Origin of the sequence: Pseudovibrio ascidiaceicola, assembly GCF_900114245.1 — a bacterium.
In the GTDB taxonomy this organism is placed as follows: domain Bacteria; phylum Pseudomonadota; class Alphaproteobacteria; order Rhizobiales; family Stappiaceae; genus Pseudovibrio; species Pseudovibrio ascidiaceicola.
Window position 1 is genome coordinate 150,034 of the sequence record NZ_FOSK01000003.1, and the last position, 25,363, is coordinate 175,396.

Genomic DNA, 25,363 nt, shown 5'->3' on the forward strand with positions numbered 1-25,363 from the left:
AGACAATAGGCAGCCAGCAGGACTTATCACCATCCTGCTGGTGCATTCACAGCCACACGGCTCCGTCCGGCACCCTGCCTAACCACCTGAACCTGAACCGGAATTCTGTCCTTCAGCGCTTCCACATGGCTAATAACGCCAACTTTTCTCCCCTGCCCCTGCAACATCTCCAGCGCATCAATGGCAAGGTCGAGGCTTTCAGCATCAAGAGAACCGAAACCTTCGTCGATAAAGAGCGTATCAACGAACGATTGACGGCCTTCCAAACCGGACAGCGCAAGTGCGAGGCTGAGCGAAATAAGGAAGCGTTCTCCGCCACTTAGCGATCGTGTAGAGCGTGGTGTATCGCCCATATCCCGGTCGATGACGAAAAGGCCAAGACCGAAGTCAGCCCGTTTCAGCTGGTACCGTGGTTTCAGTTGATGCAGCTGTTTGTTGGCCAGCTCCACCAGCAAATCGAGAGTAACACCCTGCGCCACCTTCTGGAACTTGGAGCCGTCCGCAGAGCCAATCGCTTCGGAAATCGCCCCCCACGTCTTGGCAGTCTCTTTCGCTTCCAGCAGCAAGCCCATGATTTGCTGAGCTTTTTCTCGGGCGACGGCATCAGCACGTAGCCTTTCAGAAAGAGCGCCCTTGCTTACCTGCAACTCAGAAAGCGCCTGCTTCGAAGTCTCCAACAATGAGGATAACTCTGCCTGAGGCCTCTCTGGCAATGGCTGCGCTTGAACAGCAGCAAGCTCCTTCTCCCAGGTAGAAACAGCCGTTTGCGTTGCTAAGTAAGCGTCATCCAGCATTTTCAGTTCGGAAACCAACGCGTCCAGCTCCTGAGAGCTCCGTTCCTGCAATCCGTCATAGGCTTCTTTCGTCAGCCCCAAGCTCGCCAGTTCCGCATTTAACCTGTCAGCACAGCCAGTTAGCGCAGAGGCTGCTTTTGCCTCCGCTGCTTTTGCCGCTGCCAATCCAGCCTCAATGCGCCCAAATTCTTCTCTTGCGTTGTTTTGTGCGTTGCTAGCGTTATTTTTGCGTTCTTTTGCGTTACTGTGTTTTTCAGAAAACGCGGCACGATGCGTCCCTGTCGCCATCCCGCCCAGCAGCAATTTCCGCTCAGCAGACCGTTGCTGATGCAACACGCGCAGCTGCTCCAACTGTCGCAACAGTTCACCAGAGGACTTGGCAAGCCCATCTCGCCGTTCACTCAAACCACTCGTCTTCTGGTCCAGAGATTGCAGCGCGGCAGAAGTTGTTCCCTCCTGCTGCTCCAGTTGCTCCCAGGTCGAGATTCGCTCCTGCAAACTCGCCTTTAGCGCTGGTAACTCGGCACCAAGGGACCCGAACACCATGCCACCAGCCAACAGCGTTTCACTAAGCCGCTGTACCAGTCGTGACTGTGCCTCAGAATTCTCGTTGTGACGACCTTGCACGCCAGAGAGCGCCACCTTGATAGATGAAACTTCTTCAGCCTTGCTAACCTGATCACCAACGGCTTTCTGGTGCGCATCCCGCAAACCACGCAGCTTGGTGTCTAGCAGCTCCAGTTCTTTGCGCAGCGCTTCATCGCGAACCAACACTGCCCGCAACGCATCGGCCTGTGTCGCCACCTGCGCAAGCACAGCATCCAGCATGTCTGGTGCCTCAAGCAAACCATCAAGCGTCAGGTCCAGAGCAAATGGTGCGTCCAATGCGCTCCATAATCCTTCGGCCTCAGCCTGCAGCGCATCTGCCTCACTGCCATAGCGAGCCATTAGGGTAGACGCATTCTTCTGCGATGCCTCGCAGGCTGCAATCTGGCCGTTGATCTCGTCTAGGTTTCGCTGCGCAGCTGCGCGAGCTTCTTCCGCTTCCTTGCGCTGTAGAAACACGTCGCCGAACAGCGTGTCCAACGCAGCCCGGCCCTCCTGTGTATCTACGGGGTGGTGGTCAGAGCCACAAACCGGACAAGGTGCCTCGTCCACCAGCTCGGCGCGCAACAGCTTCACCTGATCGCCTTGCGCCGCCTCAGCAAGAGTGGAAAGGCCGCGCGCTTTCTCAAGGGCTTCCCCTCGAAGCGTCAGCTCGCTAGCCGCTTTGCCTTTTGCCTGCTGCAAACCAGCCATCTGGTCCACCAGCTTCTGCCAGGTCTCATTCTCTGCCTGCTTGTTGCGCTTGGCTTTCAAAAAGTGGCGAGAATTCTCCTGCAACTTTTCAGCCCGCTGACGGAACGCAGAAAGCTGCTCCATGCTTTTACGGGCATTATCTGCACCAAGAGCTGAAATCTCGCCTTTCTTGGCAGCAAACTCTCCTTCACACCCTTCCAAATCAGAGACAAACTGCTCCAGTTGAGCGGAAAGAGTACTCTGGATTTCGCTAAGCTCGCTCTCGCGCTTGCGCATCTCCACAAGACGGGTCGCATCATTCGTAAGCGCAACCTGAACCCTCTCAAACTCATCAAGATCCGCAATCAAGCTATCCTGACGGTCCTTTAAAATCTTGGTCGCACTCAGCCGTCCCATCTGTTCTTTCACAGTGGCTTGCAACGCTTTCTGCTCTTCCAGCGATTTTGTGTGCTCCGCCAGCGCTGCATCCGCCTGCTTGGCCTCCGCCGCAGCCGTGTCAGATCGCTCCCGCAGCTGTTTGCCCTCATCCTCAAGCTCACCCAGCTTGGTGTCCAGCTGTTCTGCCGCACTCCATTCCGGTGTCAACTTGGCAAGTTCAGCTTCCAGCTCATTGAAAACCGCATCAGCCTGTTTGGCCTGCTCTTCCTTGCCGGCAAGGTCTTTACGAACGCCTTCCAGCATCACCTGGCTTTTTTCAGCAGCTGCACGCGTGCCCGCAACATCCTTCTCGGCCTCAACCACACGGTGGTTCACAGGCTCTAAAGACTTGATGCGCTCAAACTGCGCTTTCAGATCCCGCTTGGCCTTCGCGTTTTCATGGCGGGCCTTCAAAGCTACAAACTCATCTTGCGCTGACGCCAGCTTTGTCTTCGCTTCATCCAGCTTCTGTAAATGGCCCAGCGACTTGGCAATCGCATCCATGTCCGATTGAACAGACTTGGACTGCGTCTCCAGCTCCTCTGACTGCCCCAAAAGGGCAGTACGCTCTTCCTCTTCCAAAAGACCTGCCACATCAGACTTTTCTTCCAGTTTTGAGGCTACATCCTTCGCATCAGTAAAGCGCTGGAAAATCTGCTTGGAAATATCTCTGTAGCGCTGCGTGCCCGTCACTTTTTCAAGCAAGGCAGCGCGCTCATTGTCATTGGCTTTCAGAAAGGCATCAAAATCGCCCTGCGCCAACAGCACAGTCCGCTTAAACTGGTCATAGGTCAGTCCCAACCGCTCTTCTACAGCGGCATCCACCTGCTTGATGCCGCTCTCAACCGCAGCATTGTCTTCAATGCGAACCAGCGAGCGCTCCACGTTCTGCAGGCGTCCAGACGCCTTGTTACGAGCCCGGCGCACAGTCCAACGCGCGCGGTATCCCGTTCCATCCGCCCCAACAAAGTCCGCCTCGGCAAAGCCAGAGGCAGCACCACGTGTGAGCACGGTACGCGGGTTTGTTTCTCGAAGCTCAGCACCGGCAACATCCGGCACACTGTCGCTGCTTCCCGCAGCGCTCAAACGCGGGCATTGCCCAAACAGCGCAAGACACAGGGCGTCCAGCAATGTGGACTTGCCCGCTCCCGTTTCTCCGGTAATCGCGAATAAACCAGCCCCGTTCAAAGGCTCCTGTTCAAGGTCAATCTCAAACGGAGCCGCCAGGCTGGCAAGGTTTTCGCCACGCACCGCTAGAATACGCATTACTCAACCTCCGCTTCTGCGATAGCGCGATAAAAATAGTCCAGATGTTTGGCTTCCGGCTCGACGCCGTGCACCCGCTCAAAAGCAGATTTGAAAAGCTCATCCGGTTGAACTTCCGAAAGGCGGATCAAAGTCTCAGCCTCCGCACTTATTGGCTCCTGCGGTTTTTGCCGCAACACCGAAACACCAGCACTACGCACTGGATACTGCGCAAGGATCTGATCCACCTCAGCTTTCAACCCACCAGCTGAAACCTGAGGTCGCAGGTCCACATGCACAAACGGCTGTTGCTCCACTGGCAGGTCCGCATCCAGCTCCAACGCATCCAGCGCAGGCACCAGCTCTTCAAGCAGCAAACCACCATCGCCCTTCAGGCGATGGAACGGCACAGGCCGCGTCAACTCAAGCCGTTCAAGCGAAAGCACGCCAGCATCAGAAAAGCTCAGCAGATTAACGCCGTGCTTATAATGTTGCTCGGTGACGGAAAGAGGAAACGGAGACCCGGAATAGCGGATGGTCTCCTTGCCCACCTTCTGTGGCTTGTGCAAATGCCCAAGCGCCACATAGGTCAGATCATCAGGAAACTGCTCCCACGGCATGGCGTGCTCACCACCAATCAGAATTCGGCGCTCCGCCCCTTCTGATTCCAAACCACCAGCCACATGCAAGTGACCCGTCGCGATAAGGGGCATCTCGCCAATCTGCTCACGAGCCTGCTGAACAGCCGCCTCATAAAGCTCCGCCACAGCCCGCACCACTGGTGAGCCCTCTTCAGAGGAGGAAAAGCTCAGCCCCGGCAAGTCTGTAGCACGAGGAAACGGCAGCGCCAGCACATAGGCTTTCACAGCGCCATCACTGTCTTGAAGCGGCACAAGATGATGGGAAAGATCCAGCCCACCGTCTTGTCGGCGCACCATACCAACCGCCTGCACGCCGATCTTTTGAAGCAACACACCCGGCGCTTCCACACGTCCGGCAGGGTCATGATTGCCAGCAGTCAGCACCGTCACAAGATGCGGGCGCTTTTCCCGAAACCGGGCCAAAGCCTCATACAGCATTTGCGTGGCGTCTGCGGATGGGTTCTGGTTGTCAAACACGTCTCCTGCCACAACCAGCGCGTCCACCTCATGGCGTTCAATCAACTCTTCAAGCTCCATGAAGAATTGTTGATGCTCATAGGTGCGCGACCAGCCGTTCAGACTCTGGCCAATATGCCAGTCTGCTGTGTGCAGGATTTTCAACGCCATACTACCTGTTCCACGCTCCAAGACTTGAATGCAGCCGTTTTGAAGGACAGCTGCATCATGACTCGGAAATGTTTCATTAACCAATCCGCAAATTAGGCATAGGGTTTACACAGAAGTCTTTAAAGCGTGGCGCTAACCCACAGATTTAGGGGCTTTGGCACAAGTAGCGCACAGGAATCTGTTCTGGCACCTCCCCCTGCGAAATTTTCGTGAAATTAAGAGGGGGTTTTCGCAGCTTCCGCAAACACACGCCGAATCTGTTCGTTCACTAATGACGAACAATCAGATCACCAAAGCTTACCTTGTTCATTCTGAGCACTAGAATATCTTTAAGGGCATGACGACACCACTGTAAATATTAAGAAATTAGGAGAGCCCCATGTCTACGATCGCAACTGATTTAAGAGTCAAAATTCGCCCAGCTCAGGAGCGTGGTCACGCCGATGCAGGCTGGTTGAAGTCCGCCCACTCTTTCAGCTTCGCCAGCTATTTTGACCGCAATAACATGAACTTCCATAATCTGCGCGTCATCAACGATGACTGGGTCGGCCCGGATGGTGGCTTCCCCATGCACCCTCATGAGAACTTCGAAATCTTCTCCTACATGCTGGAAGGCGCACTGGAACACAAAGACACCATGGGCAATGGCAGCACCGTGCACAAAGGTGGCATCCAGTTCATGAGCACTGGCACCGGCGTACAGCACTCCGAGTTCAACCCATCCAGCACGGACGAAACGCACCTGCTCCAGATCTGGCTGATACCAGACCGCAAAAACACCACGCCTCGCTATGAAATGCTGGAGCTGAGCGAAGAAGCCCGCAACGGTAAACTCCAGCTGTTCCTCTCTCAAGATGGCCGTGACGGCTCCATCCGCACAGAGGCCGCCGCCGATATCTATTCCGGCAAGTTGGATGGTGCTGACACCATCAGTTTTGAGCTGGCAGATGAGCGTGCCGTCTACGTGCACGTGGCGCGGGGCGAAGTGCAGATAGGCGGCCAAACGCTAACAGATGGCGATGCCATTGAAGCAGAAGGCAAGGGCATACTTGAACTGACCAACGGCAAAGGCGCAGAGGTCATTCTCTTCCACCTGTCACCACGCGGCTAAACACAGCGCACATCCCCCATCTGGACCATCCAATGCCTGACAGGTTGGCATTGGCTTAAAGGGAGGGAGGCACTCCTCAAAAACAATAAATGCCTCCCTCTCCTTCTTCCTCTAAAAACTCTCATTGCAATACTACAAGGATATTTGTAGTATTCTCACATGACTGAGAATTCTAAGGGTGATACCGCCACAGATCTGCAGGAAGACGACGCCGTCGCAGCACTCGCCGCACTGGCGCATAAGGACAGGCTTGCCGCCTTCCGCCTCATCCTGACAGCAATGCCTGAGGGCCTGCCTTCTGGACAGATCGCCAAGGACCTGTCCATCGCCCCCACACGTATGTCCTTCCACCTCGCAACGCTTGAACGCGCCGGGCTCCTCACCGCCCAGCGCGAAGGGCGTGTCGTGCGTTATGCCATTGCCCCGCACACCATGCGCGGCCTGCTTCGTTTCCTCACGCAGGATTGCTGCAACGGCGATCCAACCCTGTGTCTGGACTTCAACCCGTTCCCTTGTCGTTGACCGACCCCATCGGAGAGACCAAATGAACCCGACCATCTATCACAACCCAAAATGCGGCACCTCCCGCAACACCCTCGCCATGCTTAAGCAAGCAGGCATGGAACCAGAGGTTATTGAGTACCTCAAAACCCCGCCTTCCCGCGCTACACTGGAAAAGCTGATCAAAGACAGCGGCCTCACCGTGCGCGAAATCCTGCGCAAAAAAGGCACGCCCTACGAGGAACTCGGCCTCGACGATGAAAAGTGGACCGACGCCCAGCTCATCGACTTCATCGAGCAACACCCAATCCTCATGAACCGCCCCTTCGTGACCACCGACAAAGGCACCCGCCTCTGCCGCCCATCTGACGTCCTGCTGGAAATTCTGGATGAAGAGCAGATCGGTGCATTCACCAAGGAAGACGGCGAAGTCGTCATTCCGGCAAAGGGTTAATCCGTGTCTGAGACTTCTTTCGATCTGACAGATCTGCCAAAGGTGGAGGCCGACAGCTTCCACCCCATCAAGACCGATGCCCTGCGCGAGGACGATGCGCCAGACCACGCCCCACGCATCCTGCTGCTCTACGGCTCCCTGCGCAAACGCTCGTTCTCCCGCCTCGCGGTGCTGGAAGCTCAGCGCATTCTGGAGCAACTCGGCGCCGAGACGCGCATCTTCAACCCAAGCGGTCTGCCACTGGCTGATGACGCAGAGCCTGATCATCCCAAGGTGCAGGAACTGCGCGAGTTGATGATGTGGTCCGAAGGTCAGGTCTGGTGTTCCCCAGAGCGCCACGGCTCCATGACCGGCATCATGAAAACCATGATTGACTGGGTACCTCTCTCCGTTGGCGCAGTCCGCCCAACTCAGGGTAAGACACTCGCTCTGATGCAAGTCAGCGGCGGCTCCCAAAGCTTCAACGCCCTCAACCAGATGCGCGTTCTGGGCCGCTGGATGCGCATGATGACCATTCCCAACCAGTCTTCCATTCCCAAGGCGTTTCTGGAGTTTGACGAAGACGACCGCATGAAGCCCTCGTCCCTCTACGACCGCGTGGTGGATGTGATGGAAGAACTCATGAAGTTCACCCACCTCACCCGCGGCCACTCCGACTACCTGACCGACCGCTACTCCGAACGCAAAGAATCCGCAGCAGAACTCTCTGCACGGGTGAACACGAAGTAAGACAGGCACCTGTGAGCAACCCCGCTCTCAGCCAGCAAGCCATCGGCCAGAAAATGCCATAAGCGCGCTGCAGACCTAAACACCTCAGCGCGCTTGTGTTTTACAAGGCACGACACAATGCAAGGCGCTAGCTCATCTAAAAACCGGCCGTCCTGCACATCCCACAACAGCCATTAGCAAACACGCGCCACCAAACCACTGCCGCTAAAACTGACAAGTCTCAACCATGCATTAAACACCTGCTGCCATACACAGCAGTGGGATTGGAACGAACAGAGGCAAGCTTCATGGATTACATTCTGGGTGTTGATGGCGGCGGCTCCAGTTGTCGTGCTGCAATCGCAACGGCAGATGGACGTTTGCTGGGGCGCGGCAAAGCCGGATCAGCCAACATCTACAGCGATCCGACCCAGAGCCTCAGCTCCATTCTCCACGCAGCCAAAGAGGCCTGCAAGGACGCGGGCCTGACCGAAGAAGCCCTGCAACAAACATTCGCAGTGTTGGGCCTGGCAGGCGCAAACGCCCACAACGACCCTATCGGCCTTGCAGAAAACCTGCCTTTCGCCGCCGTTCAGGTTGTCTCAGACAGCCTGATTGCACTGGAAGGCGCCCACGGCTCCGACGACGGCGTCATCGGCATTCTCGGCACGGGATCCAACTTCATGGCCCGTAAAGGCGAAAAGCACTACTATCTCGGCGGTTGGGGCTTCCATTGCGGAGATCAGGGCAGCGGCGCCAAAATGGGCGAACGCGCATTGGAAGAAGCCTTGCTCGCCCATGACGGCCTGCGCAGCCTGTGCCCGCTAACGGAGCATATTCTGCGTCAGTTTGATGATGATCCGCGTAAGCTCTCCGAGTTTGCACGCACCGCAAAGCCAAAAGACTTCGGCGAGTTCATGCCCATCATCCTCATCTACGCCAAGCAACAGAGCCGGCTCGCCCTCGACATTGTTGAGGAAGGCACCACCTACGTGGCCTCAGCCCTGCGACTTTTAAGCGACGATGGCAAACTCCCCATCGCTTTACTCGGTGGCCTGAGCCACGCCTACGATGCCTTTCTGCCCCCAGACCTGAAGCAGTTCTTCGTACCCGCCAAGAACGACGCCTTGCGCGGTGCTCTGGCAATGGCAGAGCGTGAAAACGCCCTGAACACCTAATCGCAAAACGCCGGACCTAATTACTGCTGATGCACCATAACAGTGTTGCCGGGCGCATGAACTGTGAGCGTATTTCCTGAACTGATGTCAGAGGTTTTAAGCCCATTGCCACGCTGCGTGTAAAGCACGTTGGTTCCACTGCTCGTCACAGCAAGCCCGGCTTCGTTGTTATTGCCATGTTGCCACAACGTACCCTTGGAATTGCTGCCAGACACCTCCACAGCCCCCTGATTGCCATCCCCCGTCTGGAACAGGTTACCGGTTGAATTATCACCCGAAATCACAACACTCGCCTCATTGCCAACACCAGCAGCAGAAGGTGCGAGAAAGCTGTTGCGCACTGCAAGCGCAGCAACATTATCTGCGGTATCCAACGTGTTTTTGGAAGCACCAAAGATCTTGCCAACAAACCATGTTCCGCGCAAAGCCTGTTGACCCAAACCTGCAGCAAGAGTGTCTCCACCTTGCAAAACAGTAGCCTCACTGTTGCTCGCACTTTGCGAAACCTGAACTTCGTGATTGTCCCCCACCTGCCGGATGAGAGCCGTGTTCCCATCACCTGCAAAAGCCGCAGGCTGCATCAAAACAGATGCCAGAATAAAACCAGCTAATTTCCTAAACATATCCATCACCCGAAAATTCGGAGCGAGGAGCCCACTGAAGGCTATTGCCCCTGCATGATACTTAGAGAATTTCCATCTCCAAATTGATTGAAGAGCGCGCGGTTGTTGTTCCCGAACTGCCCCACCAGCGCATTGTTGTCGTGCCCATAAGCTCTGCCAGAGAGTGCATTGCCATATCCATATTGGATAAACCCAAAGCCATTGCCCGTTCCTTCAGCCTCATAAAGCACCGTATTCCCAGTCCCGATAATGAGTCCCTGCCCGGCAACCGGAGAGTTAGGTACATCACTCACAAGTTCCGGCATCACGGGCACGATCAAAGTGGCGTAACTCTCTTCCAGCCCCCGAAGACTGATCGTGTTCCCACCAAACTCCGTCACTTGAGGAATGTTACCCGTAAACACCTTTGCGCTCTTACCCTCCAGTAATTGAGAGGTTGAAGCATCCTGCTGATATCCAGAGACATCAACTTGCGGAATAACCGCCATTTCCTGGGCAGAACCGCCAGAAAGAGCACCACAAACAGCACTACCAAAAACGAAAAAACCAACACGCCCAAACAACATTGCAATGCTCCGGAAGTGGACTACGCCACTTCCATCACATCACAGCGGTTTCTATTTTTTCTGGATTCAGTCACTAAAACTGAAAAGACCCCGGCCCGTAGGCCGGGGCTGATAGACTTACCAGTTGGAGCCCATCAATGTATTGAACGGAACAGAACTGTCAGTCACGATAGCTGGAACTCCCACACTGGCAGCCCCCTGATTAATGGTCGCAGAGTTGCTGTCACCCGTCTGGCTGACATTAGCAACGTTGAAGTCGCCCTTCTGGCCAACCATTGCTCTGTTGTGGCTTCCCATCACAGAAACGCCCGCTTGGTTGTAATCACCGATCTGCCCGACCTGAATGTGGTTATCATTGCTGGTAGAAGCGTCAGTCCGATTACCAACATTACCGGTGATCGAGTTGCCGGTACCGTTCTGGGTGAGGAAGATCTTGTTCTGATCACCATTAACGTCTTCAAAATCGATGTTGTTGCTATCACCACCTTTTTGAATGAACTGCAGGCGGTTATAGCTACCATCAACAACACCAACAGTTACGCCGTTGTCGCTTGTCGTCTGCAACACATAGAACTTGTTGAGGTTAGGACCATTCAAGCCATCGATGTAAACACCGTTGTTATCACCAGACTGCTTCACAGCAATATATTGCCGATCGCCCCATGAATGACCGGAGAAGGCATTACCAGCACCAGACTGTTGAATGGAAACTCTGCCGTTGGTACCAGCACCCACGTAATCAACTTTATTAGAGGTTCCAGACTGACGCGCGCGGATCATAAAGTTGCTGCCGTCTAAGCTAACATCAATATCCTGCATGTCACCGGACTGACGATAGCCAGCATCATTCATGTCACCTTCAATGACAGATTTAGTGTAGGACTGGTTCGAACTAGCATCCTGAGCCAGATCAACCATGTTGCTGTCACCTCTGGACTCAAGCCAGAAGTTGCTGCGATCACCCCGTTGCACAGCTGATGTGTCGTTGGAAGAACCAACCTGGATCAACTTTGCCCCGTGAGATGGTCCAGATGCATTTCCGCCTGCCGGATCTGGTGGAACACCATTGATGTTAGCGCCGTTATAGGAGCCACGCTGAGTGATCGTTGCTGTATTCACCCCGCCAGTTGCAGAAGTATTTTCTTGTTCAACATCTACCACCACGTTGCTATCGCCGCGCTGATCAATTTTCAGGTCATTCTGCGCATTAGCTGCACCTGCCGCGCCAGTCTGCTTCACACGCCAGACACGGTGATCAGGTGTTCGCACAGGTGGAACCCCGTCCGCACGTTGCTCAATGCTGGCTGAGTTCTGATCGCCCATTTGACGAACATTCCCAACCATCTGGTTGTCATCTTGCCAGATGGAAAGCTCATTGCTGGCGCCATCCTGCACCATTCGGCCATGATGGTTGGTGTTAGCAGTGCGATTGTTACCTGCAATGTTGTTGCTGCCACGTTGCATAATAGTCGCAGTGTTTCCACCACCTGCAGTGTTGGTCTGCTCAACAATCGAATTGTTGCTGTCGCCAATCTGGGTGATTGTACCCGTGTTGCCTGCACCAGCAAGATTTATCTGGCTCAGGGAAGATGCATTACCATCTCCCGCATGTGCAGCAGCAACCGAAAATGCCAAAGCTGAACATGACAAAATAAGAATTTGCTTCATAATTACGAACCTTCACCTATAATAGTTCGGGTGAGCAAAGGAGATTGTAACCAATCAAATTTGCTCCGTTGCGACATGAGGGTGTGTGAGTTTTTGCGAGGTCGCACACCCTCTATTACCGTTTTTACGGTAACCGAGATCTCTTGCCACCATTTCTCATAGTCACTTATTTTCAATGGCTTAGAGAAACTTTGGATCAAGAGTAAAAAGATGGATGTTGTTCTAGAACTGCTGAACATTTTGCAACATCCTAAGATTTCTTATTCGCCCACAGGTTTGATCGTGCCAGTGGAACACTGCCTCTGTAAGGACCCATATTCGATGGGGGGCGAGCCTTTTTAACCTTTACACGCTGGGTGACCTGTGCCTTCTCAGATGTGTATTCCTGATACAAAGCATTGGCTTGAGCCGGATTCTCAAAACTCCAGGCTCCAACACGCGCGCCTTCCATAACAATGGAATAAACCGCCTTCTCAATGGCCTGCTGCACCGCAAGGGTAACAGGCTCATTCTTTGTGATGCCCGCTTCGGCTTCTAAAATTTCATCCAAAGCGATGTAACGGAACGCACCGCCTTTCAGCCCAACAGAGACAACGGATTTCTGGACCATCACATTGGCCATAACTTCACCGGTCCGAGTGCTGACAGCACGCAGCGAAACCGTCACGTCATCCTGCCGGTAATCAGCATTTCCGCCAATGCCCAGATAACGTGCCCCTGCGCCGCCAGTCCGGGTGTTGCTGTCATAGCCAACCACACCGCCTTCAAACAGAACGCCCGCATAAAGCAGCGGTGGCAGGACCTTCGGATCAACTTTGTCTTCGCCCAGATAAATTTTCCGGATCTGCGTGACGATCTGACGTTCTTTCAGCAAGGCATCAAGATTGCCTCGTTCAACCACACGGAACCATTTACGATCCCCGGCATCCTGAAGCGCACGAACCAGCATCGTGTCAGCGCCCTGCGTCACAGATCGTGACAGCGTCTGGACTTTATCAGATGGCTTATACTGGCCCGTCAGATCCTGATAACTGTAAACCGCAGCGTAAACTGGTTCTTTCGGGGGTGGCAGCTTTTTCAGCTTGCTGGCTTGCACCGAGATCGTTGCAAGTTGAGGTCCGGGACTAAATGCCATGCGTGTTACCGGCCCGCAGGCAGACAACGACAACGCCATGGCAACAACAATGGATTTCTTCATCATATCAATAACCTGGCATTAATTTATGGGAGTACCGTCCTGCAGGACAGGAACCGTGATATCGGTAATGGCACCTGTGCTTTCATCAATAATCTGCAGTTGAATGGAATCTGTGCCGCGAACAAACGAAACCTTCTGGTCGCCAAAGCTCACAGTGCCGCTGTCTTTTGGGTCATCACCAAAAATCGCCTGGGATACCTGATCCGCCAAAGCATAAATCAATCGGTTCTGCAGCTGGCGTACAAACAAATCAGCCAGGCTACTGCCAGAACCATCAGCACCACTACCAGACCCGGAACCATACTTGTTGCTTCCTCCAACAGTCGCAGTTTTCTGGGCATTCGCTGTTGCAAACAGGTGGGTAGTATTCGCCGCATATCCGCCAAAGCTCGGATTAGTCGGCTGATAAACAAGTTGTTGTGCGTGAGAGGAGCCAACACTGAGGACACACCCCAGCATAAGCCCGAGAGCAGAATTTAGTCTCATAGCAACCCCTAATCTAACGAGGACTTCACGATAAATTTCTGAGAAAGAAAGTGTCAGTTGTATCGATGTAGCTTTGGTATATTAGGGGAACATTATTGTGTCATCTCTCGACATATCGAGGTATTAGTTTCTTTTAACAAGGTAAGAACCAAGTGATTACTTTAAACTAATTTCACCTAGTAGATGTCTGATAGAATATATTACCTATAAATTCATAGTGGCATAAATATCAATTCTAACAGAGCCCACACGATTACATCATGCAGATAGCACATATGCATGACTTGAATGCAAGTTACATCAAGCCAGCCGTTCTAAAAGAGAAATGAATAAGATAGGAAAAGTGGTAGGCCCGGAGGGACTTGAACCCCCAACCAGTCCGTTATGAGCGGACGGCTCTAACCAGTTGAGCTACAGGCCCTTACCGAAGACAGGTTCTACACCAATAACCACGGCTGAGTAAATTGATTAAAGCAACGAACGGGGCAGATCCTGTTGAAACTTGGGGATGTGCCTTTTCCCCGGCAGATCAACAGAGCATTTATCACAATGCTTTATAAATACCTGATTTTAAGAGACTATGTGAAAACTAACAGCTTCCGGCAGCCTGACCCCTTGGAGTGCATGATGCGCCAGCCTCTCATTAAGTTCACCGCCTCTTTGTTCCTTCTTGTGATTATTGGCTGGTTACTCTTCATAGGGCGCTCCCTCATCATCCCCCTGATTATCGCATTGGTGCTTTGGTACATTATCAACTCCATGTCCTCTGCCCTGCGACATTTACCAGTGGTTGGGCCGTATCTGCCGCGCCCACTCACCATTCTGCTGGCCCTGCTCGCAATCTTTTACGTCGTCGGCATCCTGTTCAACATCGTCTCAGTCAACCTGCAGCAGCTGGCATTCGATGCGCCAACCTATCAAGGACGACTGGATGAGCTGCTGCTCAAGCTCGCCACTCAACTGAATATGGAAAAGCCGCTCCAGCTCTCAGACATCCTGCCCAACTTCTCGCTAAGTGCAGCCCTCAGCACCGGGGCATCCGTTCTCACCAGTCTGGCCGGATCCAGCTCACTGGTCTTCATCTACGTTCTCTTCATGATTTTCGAGGCGGCAACCTTTGACAAGAAGCTCGCTGCCCTCTTTGAAGATTCTGACCGCGTACAGCTTGCGTTCGCTATCCGCGGAGAGATTGGCCGTCGCATGCGCCACTACATGGGCATCAAAACCGGTGTCAGCATCATCACCGGTTTCCTCACCTATGGCATCACATCCTGGGCAGGCCTGCCTTACGCAGCCCTTTTCGGGTTCATTGCTTTTCTGCTCAACTACATCCCGACGATCGGTTCTCTGATCGCAGTCATCTTCCCAAGCCTGCTGTCACTCGTCTATTTCGACACCCTCACACCATTTATCGCGATTACTCTTGGGCTGGGAGCAGTTCAGTTCATTCTCGGCAATCTGGTGGAGCCACGTCTGATGGGCACACAACTTAACATTTCACCCCTCGTTATTATGATCTCCTTGAGCTTTTGGGGCGCATTATGGGGTGTCATAGGAATGGTGCTATGCGTGCCGCTTGTTGTGCTTGCCATCATCATTTGCGCTCAGTTCCCATCTTCACGCCCCATTGCAATCTTGTTGTCGGGAGATGGAAATGTCGGCGATCCGATAATCCTGGATCATCAAAATCAAACCCGTGAATTGACATGATCACGCCCGAGAGCCGCCGCAATTGTAACTTCTAATTGCATTTCTCGATATTCGGCTGATCAAGAATGACAGTCCGCAGCCCGGATCAGGCATCAGCCTCAACAAATTTGAAACTGGAGAATTTAATGCAGACCAAACAGAAGAAATTGCGTCTTCCAAGTATGAGCGCGCTGGCAGTCGCAGGTCTTGTTGCCGCCGCCCTTGTTGTGTCCAGCGGTGTAAATGCCAAGGCTGCTGAACAAACTGGCAAGATCACAATCTCTGGCCAGGGATCGGTCAACGTGGCGCCTGATATGGCGACACTGGTCTCCCGCGTTATCACTCAGGGCGATGATGCAAAGTCTGCCCTTCAGCAAAATTCTGTCACCATGCGCGCCATCCTGCAGGATGTTGAAGACGCAGGCATCGACAAAAAGAACATCCAGACCACCGGTTTTGATATCTCGCCGATCTACGACAACCGCCGCCTCAAAAACAATGAGCCAAAAGCTCCTGAGATTGTTGGCTATCGTGTACAGAATGGCATCCGCATCAACCTGAAGGACATCACCAAACTGGGCACCACACTGGACATGCTGGTGCAAAACGGATCCAACGATGTTGGCCAGATCCAGTTCGGCGTATCCAATCCTGAAAAATATATTGATGAAGCCCGTGAAAGCGCCGTGCAAGACGCGCGCACCAAAGCCGAAACCTACGCAAAAGCTGCCGGTGTTAGCCTTGGCAAAGTGCTTAGTATTTCCGAAGCCGGGTATAACCCAAGCCCCTACCCGGAAATGATGTCGATGAGAGCTGCAAAAATGGACAGTGCCCCGCCAATTGCAGCAGGACAAGAGACCCTCTCGTCATCAGTTACAATAACCTACGAACTTGTGCAGTAACACAAGCCTCCAATGCAACCTCTCAAAACCCCGCCCCAAGCGGGGTTTTCTTTTTTTAAAGCCGCCATCATCATAGTCCGTCAACATGCACAGCCCACTGGTGCTCCTATATCGGGATCTGATAGGATCCACCCCAGACATTCCTCAGTGATGCATACTCTGAAGCCGCCTCACTTCAGAACACCCCACCAAGCACGCAGCATTTCTCGTCGTTTCAGCAACCCAAAACTGCGCAAAGCATCACGTGGACGACCGCCAAGTGCCCACACAAAACCATACTATTCGCGTTACCTTCATATCTGCCGAAAAAAGGACCTCCTCGTGCTGTAGAAAAGCTAAGCCTACGAAACAAAAGGAACAATCCGCCAATTTCTGTTGGGCCAATTTTTGCAAAATCGATTCATCAAGGAGACGAGCCTAATTTAATAAGAAAATACTTTACTTATTAAATGCGTCGAATTAGACAAGTAATATATTTCTAAATAGGCATTACTCATGACCATATCCAGCGCAGCACAAGCAGCTCCATTATCCCCTTTCAAAAAGCTAACCATGGATGGTCGTTGGCTTGCGTCTCTCATCATGATTTTGGGTGTTGGGTCGGCAAGCATGAACAATTTCCTCTCCTCCGCTATTATGCCAGACATCATCCGCGATCTTGGCGGCCAGCAACGCGCCTTCTGGGTGCTCAGTCTTTTTCAGATCGGCTCCATATTGGCGGGCACGGTCACAGGGTCCTTAAAAGCACGCATCGGCGCACGCCCCCTCTTTATCGCAGCAGCCCTGTCTTTTCTGGCAGGCTCATTCGTTGGCGGCGCTGCTAACTCGCTGGAACACTTGCTGCTTGGCAGAATGCTGCAAGGCCTGGGAGAAGGCATGATCGTCTCCCTCTGCTACACGTTGATTTCAGACCTTTATCCGGAAAACGCCGTCTCCTCGGTCTTTGCTCTGCTCTCAGGAGTTTGGGCAGTCTCCGCAGGCATTGGTCCGCTCACCGCAGGTATTCTGACAGAAAGCTGGTCATGGCGCGCCGTGTTTTACGCCAACTTGCCCCTGTCTCTGATGTTGCTCGTGCTGGCGATCACCGTCATCCCTTCCACCACAAGAGACAAAAGCACATCCACTCAATCCTCGGATAAGATGAGCATGTTCCCCCGCCTTGGGCTTCTGGCTGTGGCGGTGTTGCTCATCGCCTATGTGGGCGAGCTGCGCAGCCTTCCCCACATCACCGGCGCTTTGGTTGTTGGTCTGCTCCTGCTGCTCCTTGCTGTGAAATGGGATAAGCAGAGCGCGACCCCGTTCATTCCGCGCAGCGCATTCAAGTTCACGGGCATTCTGGGCCTTGGCATGTGGGTCACATTGCTGCTGTCCATCGCCAGCGCCGCCCGCGTTGTTTATGGCGCTGCCATGGGTCAGGTTCTTTGGGGGCTTTCCGTCACTCAGGCGTCCTATGCCATGGCCATTACAGCCTTCACATGGACAGCCGCCGCATGGATTGTCGCCCGCGTGCAGACACCACACGCCCAAACCTCTCTGATCCGTCTGGGAACCTTAAACATCATTGCTGGCACACTGCTCACAGTTGTCTCGCTCTACACCATGTCCTTATGGATATTTCTGCTCTCCTCCGTCTTTAACGGAGCAGGCTTTGGCATGAGCAGCCAGTTCCTGAAGAAGGCAATCATTTACGCCGAAACTGACGACGAGCGCGACAGAGCCTCCGGCTTTATCGGGCCGCTGCAAGCCGCAGGCATGGCAATTGGTGCAGCACTAGCCGGCCTTCTGGCAGGCCTCTCTGGCTTCTCTGTTCCGGGCGCTCAAGATTTAATCACACTGGAAAATGCATCCCAGTCCGGCCCAATCCTTTTCCTCATCATGGCAGGCATTGCAGGCATAGCCGCCCTACTGGCTTTCAAAATGCCAAGAATGGTCTGACCGTACACAAGGACAAACAAGCATGTGCCGCAAATGTGGAGATAACCCGGGACGCGATCCGCCAAAGGTTCAGGCACTGGCCGGTGCTCAACACAAAAACAATTCAACGCGGAAGCGGCTGCCCCGGTGGAGGTGCAGGCGGTTGACGGAAAGGCTGATCAAAATACCTGTCAGGCACATGCCCACGCCAACCCGAATGATGCATCCGGTTCATCATCACAAACATCATAATCACGACAAGAACAACAAGAACCAGCAGCGTCGTGATAATCGAAGTCGCAATCACCCATCCCCTGCTCGGCTTCCGCTCAATCGAAGCCCGCAACCCATCCAGCTCCCGCCGCATATCTTCCGGTTCCATATCCCTGCTCCATCAAAATAGACAAAACAATTCTCGCAGAAACACCGGAACACCAACTTACATCAATAGCTCACAATTGAACCAGTCCAGCCCGTCACCTCACCCAAATGCCTCGCCCCATTTCAGCAGTTCCAACAGGATGGGGCCGACGGCTTGGCCCTTTTCGGTCAGCACATAGTCGGCGCGCGGGGGATGGGAAGAGTAGAAGCGCTTTTTGAGGACTCCGTGCTCCTCCAGCTTTTTCAGGCGAGTTGAGAGCGTGTTGGGGCTGACCTTCAGACCAACCTCAAGGTCTTTGAACTTGCGCGGACCATCCAGAAAGAACTCCCGCAATATCAAAAGGCTCCACGGATCACCCAGCACGCCAAGTGAGCGCATGATTGGGCAATTATCGCGGTCAATTCCAGCAAGTTCTGGCGGCAAAAGAGAAGGATCAAACTCAGTCATGCAAACAGGCGTAGCACAGTCAATTCAAAAACGGAATTGACTCCTATTATTGAAGTCACTACCAATATTGAAGTTACCAAGGAGAGATCCCATGACTTCAATTATTCTGGAATCCATTGTTTTATCTTTTGCTCTCGCCTTCCCGGCCACGTTGATTGCCATCGTTGCAAACCGGGCCTCACACACTCAGTTACCAGCAAGCTCACAAAGGTGGGCCATAGGAATCTTCATCACGCTCCTTGGAGTATGGTTCGCAGCAGCAGTCTTACTCGCCAAAGCAAACCTGTTCACGCTGCCCACTGAAGCCCCACAGGTTCCACGCTTGATCCTCCTGCTTCTGGGCGGCTCCCTCACCGTATGGGTCCTGGCAAACTTCACGGCAGCAGGGCGCGCGATACTGCAAGCCACAGACCAAAGCGTCTTTATGGGATTGCAAATCCTGCGCGTGATCGGCTTTGTGTTTCTGGTGGGTTGGGCTATGGGGCCTGTACCGTGGGAATTTGCCATGCCAGCGGGCCTTGGAGATATAGCAACAGGCATTCTGGCCGTGTTTGCTTATAAAGCAGCCCGCAGCAACGCCTCCAACGCTCGCGCACTCATCATCCGCGTCCACATTCTCGGCCTGCTGGATTTTGTAGCTGCAATCGGCACCGGCGTCCTCACCTCAAACGGCTACTTCCACCTGCTCTCAACAGACGCACCCAACATCGTAGACCACTACCCCCTCGTCCTCGTCCCCGCTTTCTTCGTCCCCCTCTTCCTCACCGCACATATCCTTTCCATTCAGAAGATGTTGGCAGAAGGAAAGAAGATGAAGACAGTGGCAGCCTAACTTACAATTAAACGGAACAGCCCGCCTTGCTGTCACCCCGCACAAGCACAGCGAGATGCGGGGGCCAGAGCTAAAAGCATCAAGGCCCGCTCTGGATCCCTGATCAAGTCAGGGATGACGGCTTTACAGTTTCACTTCGAAAGTCTCGACCCAACAAAAAAGCCGACCTCCTCACAGAGACCGGCTTCTTAATTCTCAACCATTGCAGCAGCTTAGCTGTCCAGGAAGCTCCGCAGTTTGCGGGAGCGGCTTGGGTGCTTCAGCTTACGCAGGGCTTTCGCTTCAATCTGACGAATACGCTCACGGGTAACAGAGAACTGCTGACCAACCTCTTCCAGAGTGTGGTCGGTGTTCATGCCGATACCGAAGCGCATGCGCAGGACACGCTCTTCACGAGGTGTGAGCGATGCCAGAACGCGGGTCGTGGTCTCACGAAGGTTCGCCTGAATAGCCGCATCAATCGGCAGGATGGCGTTTTTATCCTCAATGAAGTCACCAAGATGGCTGTCTTCCTCATCACCAATCGGTGTTTCAAGGGAAATAGGCTCCTTAGCAATCTTCAGCACCTTACGCACCTTCTCAAGCGGCATCTGCAGCTTTTCAGAGAGTTCTTCCGGAGTTGGCTCACGGCCAATCTCGTGAAGCATCTGACGAGAGGTACGAACGATCTTGTTGATCGTCTCGATCATGTGCACCGGAATACGGATGGTACGCGCCTGATCCGCGATGGATCGGGTGATCGCCTGACGAATCCACCAGGTCGCATAGGTGGAGAATTTGTAACCGCGGCGGTATTCAAACTTGTCTACCGCCTTCATGAGGCCAATGTTACCTTCCTGAATAAGATCCAGGAACTGCAGGCCACGGTTGGTGTATTTCTTGGCAATGGAGATAACGAGACGAAGGTTCGCTTCCACCATTTCCTTCTTCGCGATACGTGCTTCGCGCTCACCCTTCTGCACCATGGAAACCAAGGTACGGAATTCGGTGATCTCAAGGCCAGTCTCAGTCGCAAGCGTCTGAATCTCGCCGCGCAGTTCGCGGATCATGTCGCCGTCATTGGTCACAAACTTCTTCCAGCCACGGCCAGAAAGGTTTGCAACTTTGCGGATCCAGTTCGGGTCCAGCTCAGAACCCTGATAGTGCTTGATGAAGTCAGCGCGGTTCACGCCGTTACTGTCTGCAAGACGCAGCAAGCGACCTTCATAACCCATCAGCATTTTGTTGATGGAGTAAAGCTGCTGAACCAGTGTCTCAATACGGTTGGCATTGAGGTGCAGGCTCTTCACTTCAACAATGATGTCTTCTTTGAGCTTTTTGTAACGACGCTCCTGAGACGGAGACAGAGTTTTGTTGGCCAACTTGTTTTCAACCAGCTGGTCTTGAAGCTTGCGCAGCTTCTTGTAGTCCTCTGTGATCTTGTCAAAGATCTCAACGACCATAGGCTTCAGTTCTGCTTCCATCACGGAAAGAGAAACGTTTGCCTCATACTCGTCGTCATCATCTTCAGTGGTTTCGCCACCTTCTGCAGGAGCTTCACCTGGTACACCCGGAGCGGCAGCCGCAGGAGCAGCAGCACCGTTAGATTTACGGGCTTCCTCTTCCTTGCGCTTGCGGGCTTCTTCTTTTTCCTTAAGGCGCACAGCCTCAGGAACTTCACCCTCACCAGCTTGTTCCTGCTCAGAAAGGTCATCATCAGATGGGCCGTTCTTGTCATCAGGACCGGAATAGGTTGCATCCAGATCAATAATGTCACGCAGCAGAACCTTGCCTTCAGCCAGTTCCTCACCCCAGATGATAATCGCCTGGAAGGTCAGCGGGCTTTCGCAAAGACCTGAGATCATAGCCTCACGGCCAGCCTCAATACGCTTTGCAATGGCAATTTCGCCTTCGCGGGACAACAGCTCAACAGAGCCCATCTCGCGCAGGTACATACGCACCGGGTCATCGGTACGGTCTGTAGGTTCTTTAGCAGTTGTCGTTTTGGTAACAGCAGTAGAAGAAGCAACAACCAACTCACCGCCGTCTACAGCGGGTGGAGCTTCCTCTTCCTCTTTACCTTCTTCTGCATCTTCCGCCTCAACAACGTTGATGCCCATTTCAGAAAGAAGCGACATGGTGTCTTCAATCTGCTCAGAGCTCACCTGATCAGGTGGAAGAACTTCATTCAGTTCGTCATAAGTGATGTATCCGCGTTTTTTTGCGGACTTGATCATTTTCTTGACGGCGGCGACCGACAAATCCAAGAGCGGACCATCTTGTCCCTCTGCGCCTGCCGGTTCCTGCGTATCTTCAGCTTGTGTCGCCTTCGTCGCCATATTCTGCTCCAAAGTCGCTGGTCGTGCTCCAGCGAACTATCGCGTTACGCAATCAATCACCCCCGTGTTTGGACCACACAGGCGGCATTTGAATCACATTTGACTTTGGGGTTTAACGCAAAGTCCCTTAAACCTGACTTAACCCTGGTATCAAAATGTTTTCACGGAATTGAAAACCCAAAACTCATTCGGGCAGGACTACTCACCGGTATCCCTACCGTTTTAGGCCGTATCCGGCACATTCCAGGCATCGACAGCGCTGATTATCCGATTATGATATCGCCGCTTTAAAGACATCTAAGGTCTACGGGCGCTCGTATCGGCTGTCTGACTTAGTGTATGTAGCCCGCCTTTTGTGATTCGCAAGGGCGATTCGGCTTGGTCAATCTGATTCTGGGGGATTTTGGACAGTTCATTGCCTGTTTTTCTGGATAACTTTGAAAAACAAGAGTTCTTCCATCACAATTCTACCTTAAGTTGCTCCCACCAGATCCTCTGGGGCGAGCAGATAAGCAGACCCGGAATCCCTCCACTCAGATCAAGCCAGAGCAGATCCTTTTGAGGAGCGCATTTTCGCAGCACGCTCTGCCAGCTCCTGCTCATCACGCAGACAATCCTCACGCCGACGAGCCAAATCCTGTGTAAGCGCCTGAAACCGGCCCCAGCTTTCTTCGGTCAGATCCTGCTCCATGGCCCGCGTTTCATGTTCAAGCTCCTGCTCCAACATGCGCAACTCAAGCATATCTGCATAATTCAGGAACAGCATCTCCACGAAGTCCTCGGGCGGATCTTCCTTCAAAACCTGCAGACGGTTGGTCAGCGCATCCCAGCGGCGCAAGGTACTTGCCTTGCTGCCATCGCTTTCAGAACTCGCACTCACAATAGCTTCCTGCAGGATTTGATAGAACCGTTCATCCAGCTTGTTGTAGATCTGCGTAACAGCACCTTCAGCAAGGTCCGTCGCAATCCGAACCAACGCCGTCATAAACATGGAGTGCAGCTCGTTGGAATACGTCAGCTGCGAAATCCGTTCAAAGTGGCGGTCAAACAGCTCCGGATACATCAGGCACATGGTGCAGAAGCTGCGCTCCACCCCATAAGAAGGTGTATCAGGCGCTTCAACGCGGGCACGAGAGGCCCACTCATCCTCAGCACCTTGTTTCTTATTGCCGCGCCAACCCTCATCACGACCACCGCCGCCTTTGCCACGGTTTCGGCGGCTCTCCTCGTAAAACAAATTGGAGAGTTTAAGGCGCAAGTCCATCCGGTAACGCTTCTGGACGCGCTCATCCTTGATGGTGCCAACCAGATCTTCAACGGCCTTTTCCAGCGCAGCCTTGCGCTCAGGCGTATCAATCCGGGCTTGCTCGCTTTCACGGCGCCAAACCACTTCAGAAAGCGGCAAAGCCTTCTCAATCTCTCCATACATAGCAGCAGTGCCGCCAGCATTAATCACATCATCCGGATCCTGCCCATCAGGCAAAAACGCAAACTGGAAGGACTTGCCGCTGGTGAGAACCGGAAGAATGCGATCCACGGCTCGATGCGCTGCAGAAATACCGGCAACGTCACCGTCAAAGCAGACCACAGGCTCATCAGCAAACTTCCAAAGCCGCATAATCTGGTCTTCGGTAAACGCAGTGCCCAAACTCGCGACCGTCGCTTTGATGCCAACCTGCCAGAGGGCAATGGCATCCATATACCCTTCCACCACAATCGCCTGCCCGCTCTCATAAGCAGGCTGCCGTGCACGATGCGCGTTAAACAGCATCGTTCCTTTGTGAAAGACGGGTGTCTCCGGTGAGTTCAGATATTTCGGTTGGCCATCCGGATCCATGGTCCGGCCCCCAAAAGCAACCGCCCTGCCACGATCATCATGGATCGGGATCATCAGACGATTGCGGAACCGGTCATAAGACGGACGCCCGTCCTCGGGTTTAATGAGCAAACCCACTTCAATCAGCTCAGCTTCAGTGACGTCTTTCGCCATCAAAGCCTTCTTCAGATTATCACGTCCCGGAGGTGCAAAGCCGAACTGAAACTCATTCAGCGTCTCGGCACTCAAACCGCGCCGCTGCACATACTCTTGCGCAGCGCGTCCGTCAGCAGACTGGAACACATGCCGGAAAAAGCGTGCCGCCATCTCACAGACATCGGTCAGAGAATTGCGCTTTGCAGCTCGCTTTGCCGCCTGAGGATCGGGTGCAGGCATGGCGATTCCGGCTACACCGGCTAGTTCTTCCACAGCTTCGGGGAAACTGAGGCCCTCAGTCTCCATCAGAAACTTGAAATGATCTCCACTTTCACCACAGCCAAAGCACTTGTAGCGGTTGCGACGTTCATCAACGTGAAAGCTGGGAGACTTCTCTGAATGGAAGGGACAACACGCCCAGTAATCACCCTTTCCGGGCTGCGATTTACGCCGATCCCAGGTTACACGCCGCCCTACCACATCTGTAAGCGAGACGCGGTTGCGAATGTCATCAAGAAAGAGCTGATCGAAACGCATAGTGGTCCAATTTGTCGTAGTGGCCTGAAAGCAGCTGAGCTGGGTATTATATAGCCGCGAAGGCCCCAAGAAGCCAGCAAAACCCCCATTTGCGCTGGCTGAACTCAATTAATCGCTTCAGGAAAAAAGAAAAGCCGCATCACGACGACGCGGCGGCCTGTAAGTGCTCCAAAAACGCTGGCTTACTGCGGAGCACGCAGCATCTGCTTCACCATGCAACTGGCTTTCGCAAAGTCCATCTGGCCCGGATAACGTTCTTTCAACTCAGCCATACAGCGGCCCATATCACGCAGTCCGCGCGCTTCAACGCACTCGACAACTGTTTGACAAACAAGCTTCATTTCGTACTCGCTGAGCTGAGACGGCAAGAATTCACGGATCATTTCCGCTTCTTCACGCTCCTGCACAGCAAGCTCTACTTTACCGCTCGCCTCACAATGCGCCGCTTCCTGTTCACGCTGGACAAGCATGGTGTGCAGGAGGTCCATCAGCTCTTCGTCGCTTAAGCCATCACGGCCTTGCTCACGAGCAGCCATATCCCGGTCCATAATGGCAGCGGTGATCAGGCGCAACGTGGCGGCACGTCTTTTGTTAGTGTCTTCTTGCGCGGCTTTCAGCGCATTCGCTATTTTGTCTCGCAACATACTAAAGGAACCCTGACGCGGAAACTTTAAAAGAGGCTCTCCAAATCCCGGATAATACGTCTCATCCGTCCGATTTGGGCTGATTTCCTGTAACTCGAGCGCTATTATTTCTACACGAGTGATATTGACCAGAGGAACCCCTTCTCCTATGGTCCCGGCCTTGATGCGACTGTGACGCGCCAAAGTCAAGTCCCTTCGGTGCGTTTCAGA

General features: G+C 53.4%; 21 protein-coding genes and 1 tRNA gene. 9 read left to right on the top strand and 13 right to left on the bottom strand.

Translation table 11 applies throughout. The annotated features are described in order from the left end of the window. Positions 1 to 26: 26 nt before the first annotated feature. Both BM231_RS07305 and BM231_RS07310 read right to left on the bottom strand, forming a co-directional pair. Positions 27 to 3,776 carry an AAA family ATPase gene (locus BM231_RS07305; protein WP_093518109.1) on the bottom strand — a complete coding sequence of 1,250 codons (3,750 nt, stop codon included), beginning with the start codon at positions 3,774 to 3,776 and terminating at the stop codon, positions 27 to 29. After that, positions 3,776 to 5,023, bottom strand: coding sequence for an exonuclease SbcCD subunit D (locus BM231_RS07310; RefSeq protein ID WP_093518110.1), 1,248 nt, complete (start codon positions 5,021 to 5,023; stop codon positions 3,776 to 3,778). The genes BM231_RS07305 and BM231_RS07310 overlap by 1 nt, the downstream gene beginning before the upstream one ends. A 379-nt stretch (positions 5,024 to 5,402) precedes the next feature. Between BM231_RS07310 and BM231_RS07315 the strand changes: the two genes are divergently transcribed. From BM231_RS07315 to BM231_RS07335, 5 genes are all read left to right on the top strand, one after another. After that, positions 5,403 to 6,134 (top strand): pirin family protein, encoded by a 732-nt coding sequence (locus BM231_RS07315; RefSeq protein ID WP_093518111.1) that lies wholly within the window; start codon positions 5,403 to 5,405, stop codon positions 6,132 to 6,134. Between the two features lie 159 nt (positions 6,135 to 6,293). Further along, complete coding sequence (locus BM231_RS07320) at positions 6,294 to 6,656, top strand: ArsR/SmtB family transcription factor (protein ID WP_244527148.1); 363 nt, start codon at positions 6,294 to 6,296, stop codon at positions 6,654 to 6,656. A 22-nt stretch (positions 6,657 to 6,678) separates the two neighbouring features. After that, positions 6,679 to 7,089, top strand: coding sequence for an arsenate reductase (glutaredoxin) (gene arsC / locus BM231_RS07325; RefSeq protein ID WP_063302100.1), 411 nt, complete (start codon positions 6,679 to 6,681; stop codon positions 7,087 to 7,089). Between the two features lie 3 nt (positions 7,090 to 7,092). Beyond that, positions 7,093 to 7,818: an arsenical resistance protein ArsH gene (gene arsH / locus BM231_RS07330; RefSeq protein WP_093518112.1), complete on the top strand. Its 726-nt coding sequence runs from the start codon at positions 7,093 to 7,095 to the stop codon at positions 7,816 to 7,818. 263 nt (positions 7,819 to 8,081) lie between these two features. Further along, positions 8,082 to 8,975 carry a glucosamine kinase nucleotide-binding domain-containing protein gene (locus BM231_RS07335; RefSeq protein WP_208860169.1) on the top strand — a complete coding sequence of 298 codons (894 nt, stop codon included), beginning with the start codon at positions 8,082 to 8,084 and terminating at the stop codon, positions 8,973 to 8,975. Positions 8,976 to 8,995: 20 nt separating this feature from the next. Here the strand turns inward: BM231_RS07335 and BM231_RS07340 are convergent, their stop codons facing one another. From BM231_RS07340 to BM231_RS07365, 6 genes are all read right to left on the bottom strand, one after another. Then, the gene (locus BM231_RS07340; protein WP_093518514.1) at positions 8,996 to 9,598 is read right to left on the bottom strand and encodes a curlin; all 603 of its coding nucleotides are present in this window, start codon (positions 9,596 to 9,598) and stop codon (positions 8,996 to 8,998) included. A 41-nt stretch (positions 9,599 to 9,639) separates the two neighbouring features. Next, on the bottom strand, positions 9,640 to 10,164 hold the full coding sequence (locus BM231_RS07345) for a curlin repeat-containing protein (RefSeq protein WP_093518113.1): 525 nt from the start codon (positions 10,162 to 10,164) through the stop codon (positions 9,640 to 9,642). Between the two features lie 117 nt (positions 10,165 to 10,281). Beyond that, positions 10,282 to 11,832: a curlin gene (locus BM231_RS07350; RefSeq protein ID WP_093518114.1), complete on the bottom strand. Its 1,551-nt coding sequence runs from the start codon at positions 11,830 to 11,832 to the stop codon at positions 10,282 to 10,284. Between the two features lie 250 nt (positions 11,833 to 12,082). Continuing rightward, positions 12,083 to 13,033: a CsgG/HfaB family protein gene (locus BM231_RS07355; protein WP_063312486.1), complete on the bottom strand. Its 951-nt coding sequence runs from the start codon at positions 13,031 to 13,033 to the stop codon at positions 12,083 to 12,085. A gap of 15 nt (positions 13,034 to 13,048) precedes the next feature. Further along, positions 13,049 to 13,516, bottom strand: coding sequence for a curli assembly protein CsgF (locus BM231_RS07360; protein ID WP_208860170.1), 468 nt, complete (start codon positions 13,514 to 13,516; stop codon positions 13,049 to 13,051). Positions 13,517 to 13,860: 344 nt separating this feature from the next. After that, positions 13,861 to 13,937 (bottom strand) — tRNA-Ile (locus tag BM231_RS07365). 206 nt (positions 13,938 to 14,143) lie between these two features. Here BM231_RS07365 and BM231_RS07370 point away from each other — a divergent pair. From BM231_RS07370 to BM231_RS07380, 3 genes are all read left to right on the top strand, one after another. Further along, positions 14,144 to 15,226 carry an AI-2E family transporter gene (locus BM231_RS07370; RefSeq protein ID WP_167550278.1) on the top strand — a complete coding sequence of 361 codons (1,083 nt, stop codon included), beginning with the start codon at positions 14,144 to 14,146 and terminating at the stop codon, positions 15,224 to 15,226. A gap of 125 nt (positions 15,227 to 15,351) precedes the next feature. Beyond that, on the top strand, positions 15,352 to 16,107 hold the full coding sequence (locus tag BM231_RS07375) for an SIMPL domain-containing protein (protein WP_093518115.1): 756 nt from the start codon (positions 15,352 to 15,354) through the stop codon (positions 16,105 to 16,107). Between the two features lie 495 nt (positions 16,108 to 16,602). Then, positions 16,603 to 18,042: an MFS transporter gene (locus BM231_RS07380; protein ID WP_208860171.1), complete on the top strand. Its 1,440-nt coding sequence runs from the start codon at positions 16,603 to 16,605 to the stop codon at positions 18,040 to 18,042. A 103-nt stretch (positions 18,043 to 18,145) separates the two neighbouring features. Here the strand turns inward: BM231_RS07380 and BM231_RS07385 are convergent, their stop codons facing one another. Continuing rightward, positions 18,146 to 18,403, bottom strand: a complete 258-nt coding sequence (locus BM231_RS07385; RefSeq protein WP_093518119.1) for a hypothetical protein — start codon at positions 18,401 to 18,403, stop codon at positions 18,146 to 18,148. 99 nt (positions 18,404 to 18,502) lie between these two features. After that, complete coding sequence (locus BM231_RS07390) at positions 18,503 to 18,850, bottom strand: winged helix-turn-helix transcriptional regulator (protein WP_093518121.1); 348 nt, start codon at positions 18,848 to 18,850, stop codon at positions 18,503 to 18,505. A 91-nt stretch (positions 18,851 to 18,941) separates the two neighbouring features. Here BM231_RS07390 and BM231_RS07395 point away from each other — a divergent pair, with 91 nt between their 5' ends. Further along, the gene (locus tag BM231_RS07395) at positions 18,942 to 19,682 is read left to right on the top strand and encodes a hypothetical protein (protein ID WP_093518123.1); all 741 of its coding nucleotides are present in this window, start codon (positions 18,942 to 18,944) and stop codon (positions 19,680 to 19,682) included. Between the two features lie 212 nt (positions 19,683 to 19,894). On the opposite strand, the gene rpoD is transcribed toward BM231_RS07395, so the two are convergent. The 3 genes from rpoD to BM231_RS07410 form a co-directional block, all read right to left on the bottom strand. Further along, a complete protein-coding gene (gene rpoD / locus BM231_RS07400) occupies positions 19,895 to 22,000 on the bottom strand; it encodes an RNA polymerase sigma factor RpoD (RefSeq protein ID WP_093518125.1) in 2,106 nt (701 codons plus the stop codon). A 538-nt stretch (positions 22,001 to 22,538) separates the two neighbouring features. Then, entirely contained in the window at positions 22,539 to 24,509 is a 1,971-nt protein-coding gene (gene dnaG, locus BM231_RS07405) for a DNA primase (protein ID WP_093518127.1), read from the bottom strand. A 182-nt stretch (positions 24,510 to 24,691) separates the two neighbouring features. Beyond that, positions 24,692 to 25,153, bottom strand: a complete 462-nt coding sequence (locus BM231_RS07410; RefSeq protein ID WP_057461119.1) for a GatB/YqeY domain-containing protein — start codon at positions 25,151 to 25,153, stop codon at positions 24,692 to 24,694. Positions 25,154 to 25,363: the final 210 nt, after the last annotated feature.

Bases quoted from the DNA above. Each gene is read 5' to 3' on its own strand.
- BM231_RS07305 (WP_093518109.1), bottom strand. From the start codon at position 3,776: ATGCGTATTCTAGCGGTGCGTGGCGAAAACCTTGCCAGCCTGGCGGCT.
- BM231_RS07310 (WP_093518110.1), bottom strand. From the start codon at position 5,023: ATGGCGTTGAAAATCCTGCACACAGCAGACTGGCATATTGGCCAGAGT.
- BM231_RS07315 (WP_093518111.1), top strand. From the start codon at position 5,403: ATGTCTACGATCGCAACTGATTTAAGAGTCAAAATTCGCCCAGCTCAG.
- BM231_RS07320 (WP_244527148.1), top strand. From the start codon at position 6,294: ATGACTGAGAATTCTAAGGGTGATACCGCCACAGATCTGCAGGAAGAC.
- arsC (WP_063302100.1), top strand. From the start codon at position 6,679: ATGAACCCGACCATCTATCACAACCCAAAATGCGGCACCTCCCGCAAC.
- BM231_RS07340 (WP_093518514.1), bottom strand. From the start codon at position 9,598: ATGTTTAGGAAATTAGCTGGTTTTATTCTGGCATCTGTTTTGATGCAG.
- BM231_RS07345 (WP_093518113.1), bottom strand. From the start codon at position 10,164: ATGTTGTTTGGGCGTGTTGGTTTTTTCGTTTTTGGTAGTGCTGTTTGT.
- BM231_RS07350 (WP_093518114.1), bottom strand. From the start codon at position 11,832: ATGAAGCAAATTCTTATTTTGTCATGTTCAGCTTTGGCATTTTCGGTT.
- BM231_RS07355 (WP_063312486.1), bottom strand. From the start codon at position 13,033: ATGATGAAGAAATCCATTGTTGTTGCCATGGCGTTGTCGTTGTCTGCC.
- BM231_RS07360 (WP_208860170.1), bottom strand. From the start codon at position 13,516: ATGAGACTAAATTCTGCTCTCGGGCTTATGCTGGGGTGTGTCCTCAGT.
- BM231_RS07370 (WP_167550278.1), top strand. From the start codon at position 14,144: ATGCGCCAGCCTCTCATTAAGTTCACCGCCTCTTTGTTCCTTCTTGTG.
- BM231_RS07375 (WP_093518115.1), top strand. From the start codon at position 15,352: ATGCAGACCAAACAGAAGAAATTGCGTCTTCCAAGTATGAGCGCGCTG.
- BM231_RS07380 (WP_208860171.1), top strand. From the start codon at position 16,603: ATGACCATATCCAGCGCAGCACAAGCAGCTCCATTATCCCCTTTCAAA.
- BM231_RS07385 (WP_093518119.1), bottom strand. From the start codon at position 18,403: ATGGAACCGGAAGATATGCGGCGGGAGCTGGATGGGTTGCGGGCTTCG.
- BM231_RS07390 (WP_093518121.1), bottom strand. From the start codon at position 18,850: ATGACTGAGTTTGATCCTTCTCTTTTGCCGCCAGAACTTGCTGGAATT.
- BM231_RS07395 (WP_093518123.1), top strand. From the start codon at position 18,942: ATGACTTCAATTATTCTGGAATCCATTGTTTTATCTTTTGCTCTCGCC.
- rpoD (WP_093518125.1), bottom strand. From the start codon at position 22,000: ATGGCGACGAAGGCGACACAAGCTGAAGATACGCAGGAACCGGCAGGC.
- dnaG (WP_093518127.1), bottom strand. From the start codon at position 24,509: ATGCGTTTCGATCAGCTCTTTCTTGATGACATTCGCAACCGCGTCTCG.
- BM231_RS07410 (WP_057461119.1), bottom strand. From the start codon at position 25,153: ATGTTGCGAGACAAAATAGCGAATGCGCTGAAAGCCGCGCAAGAAGAC.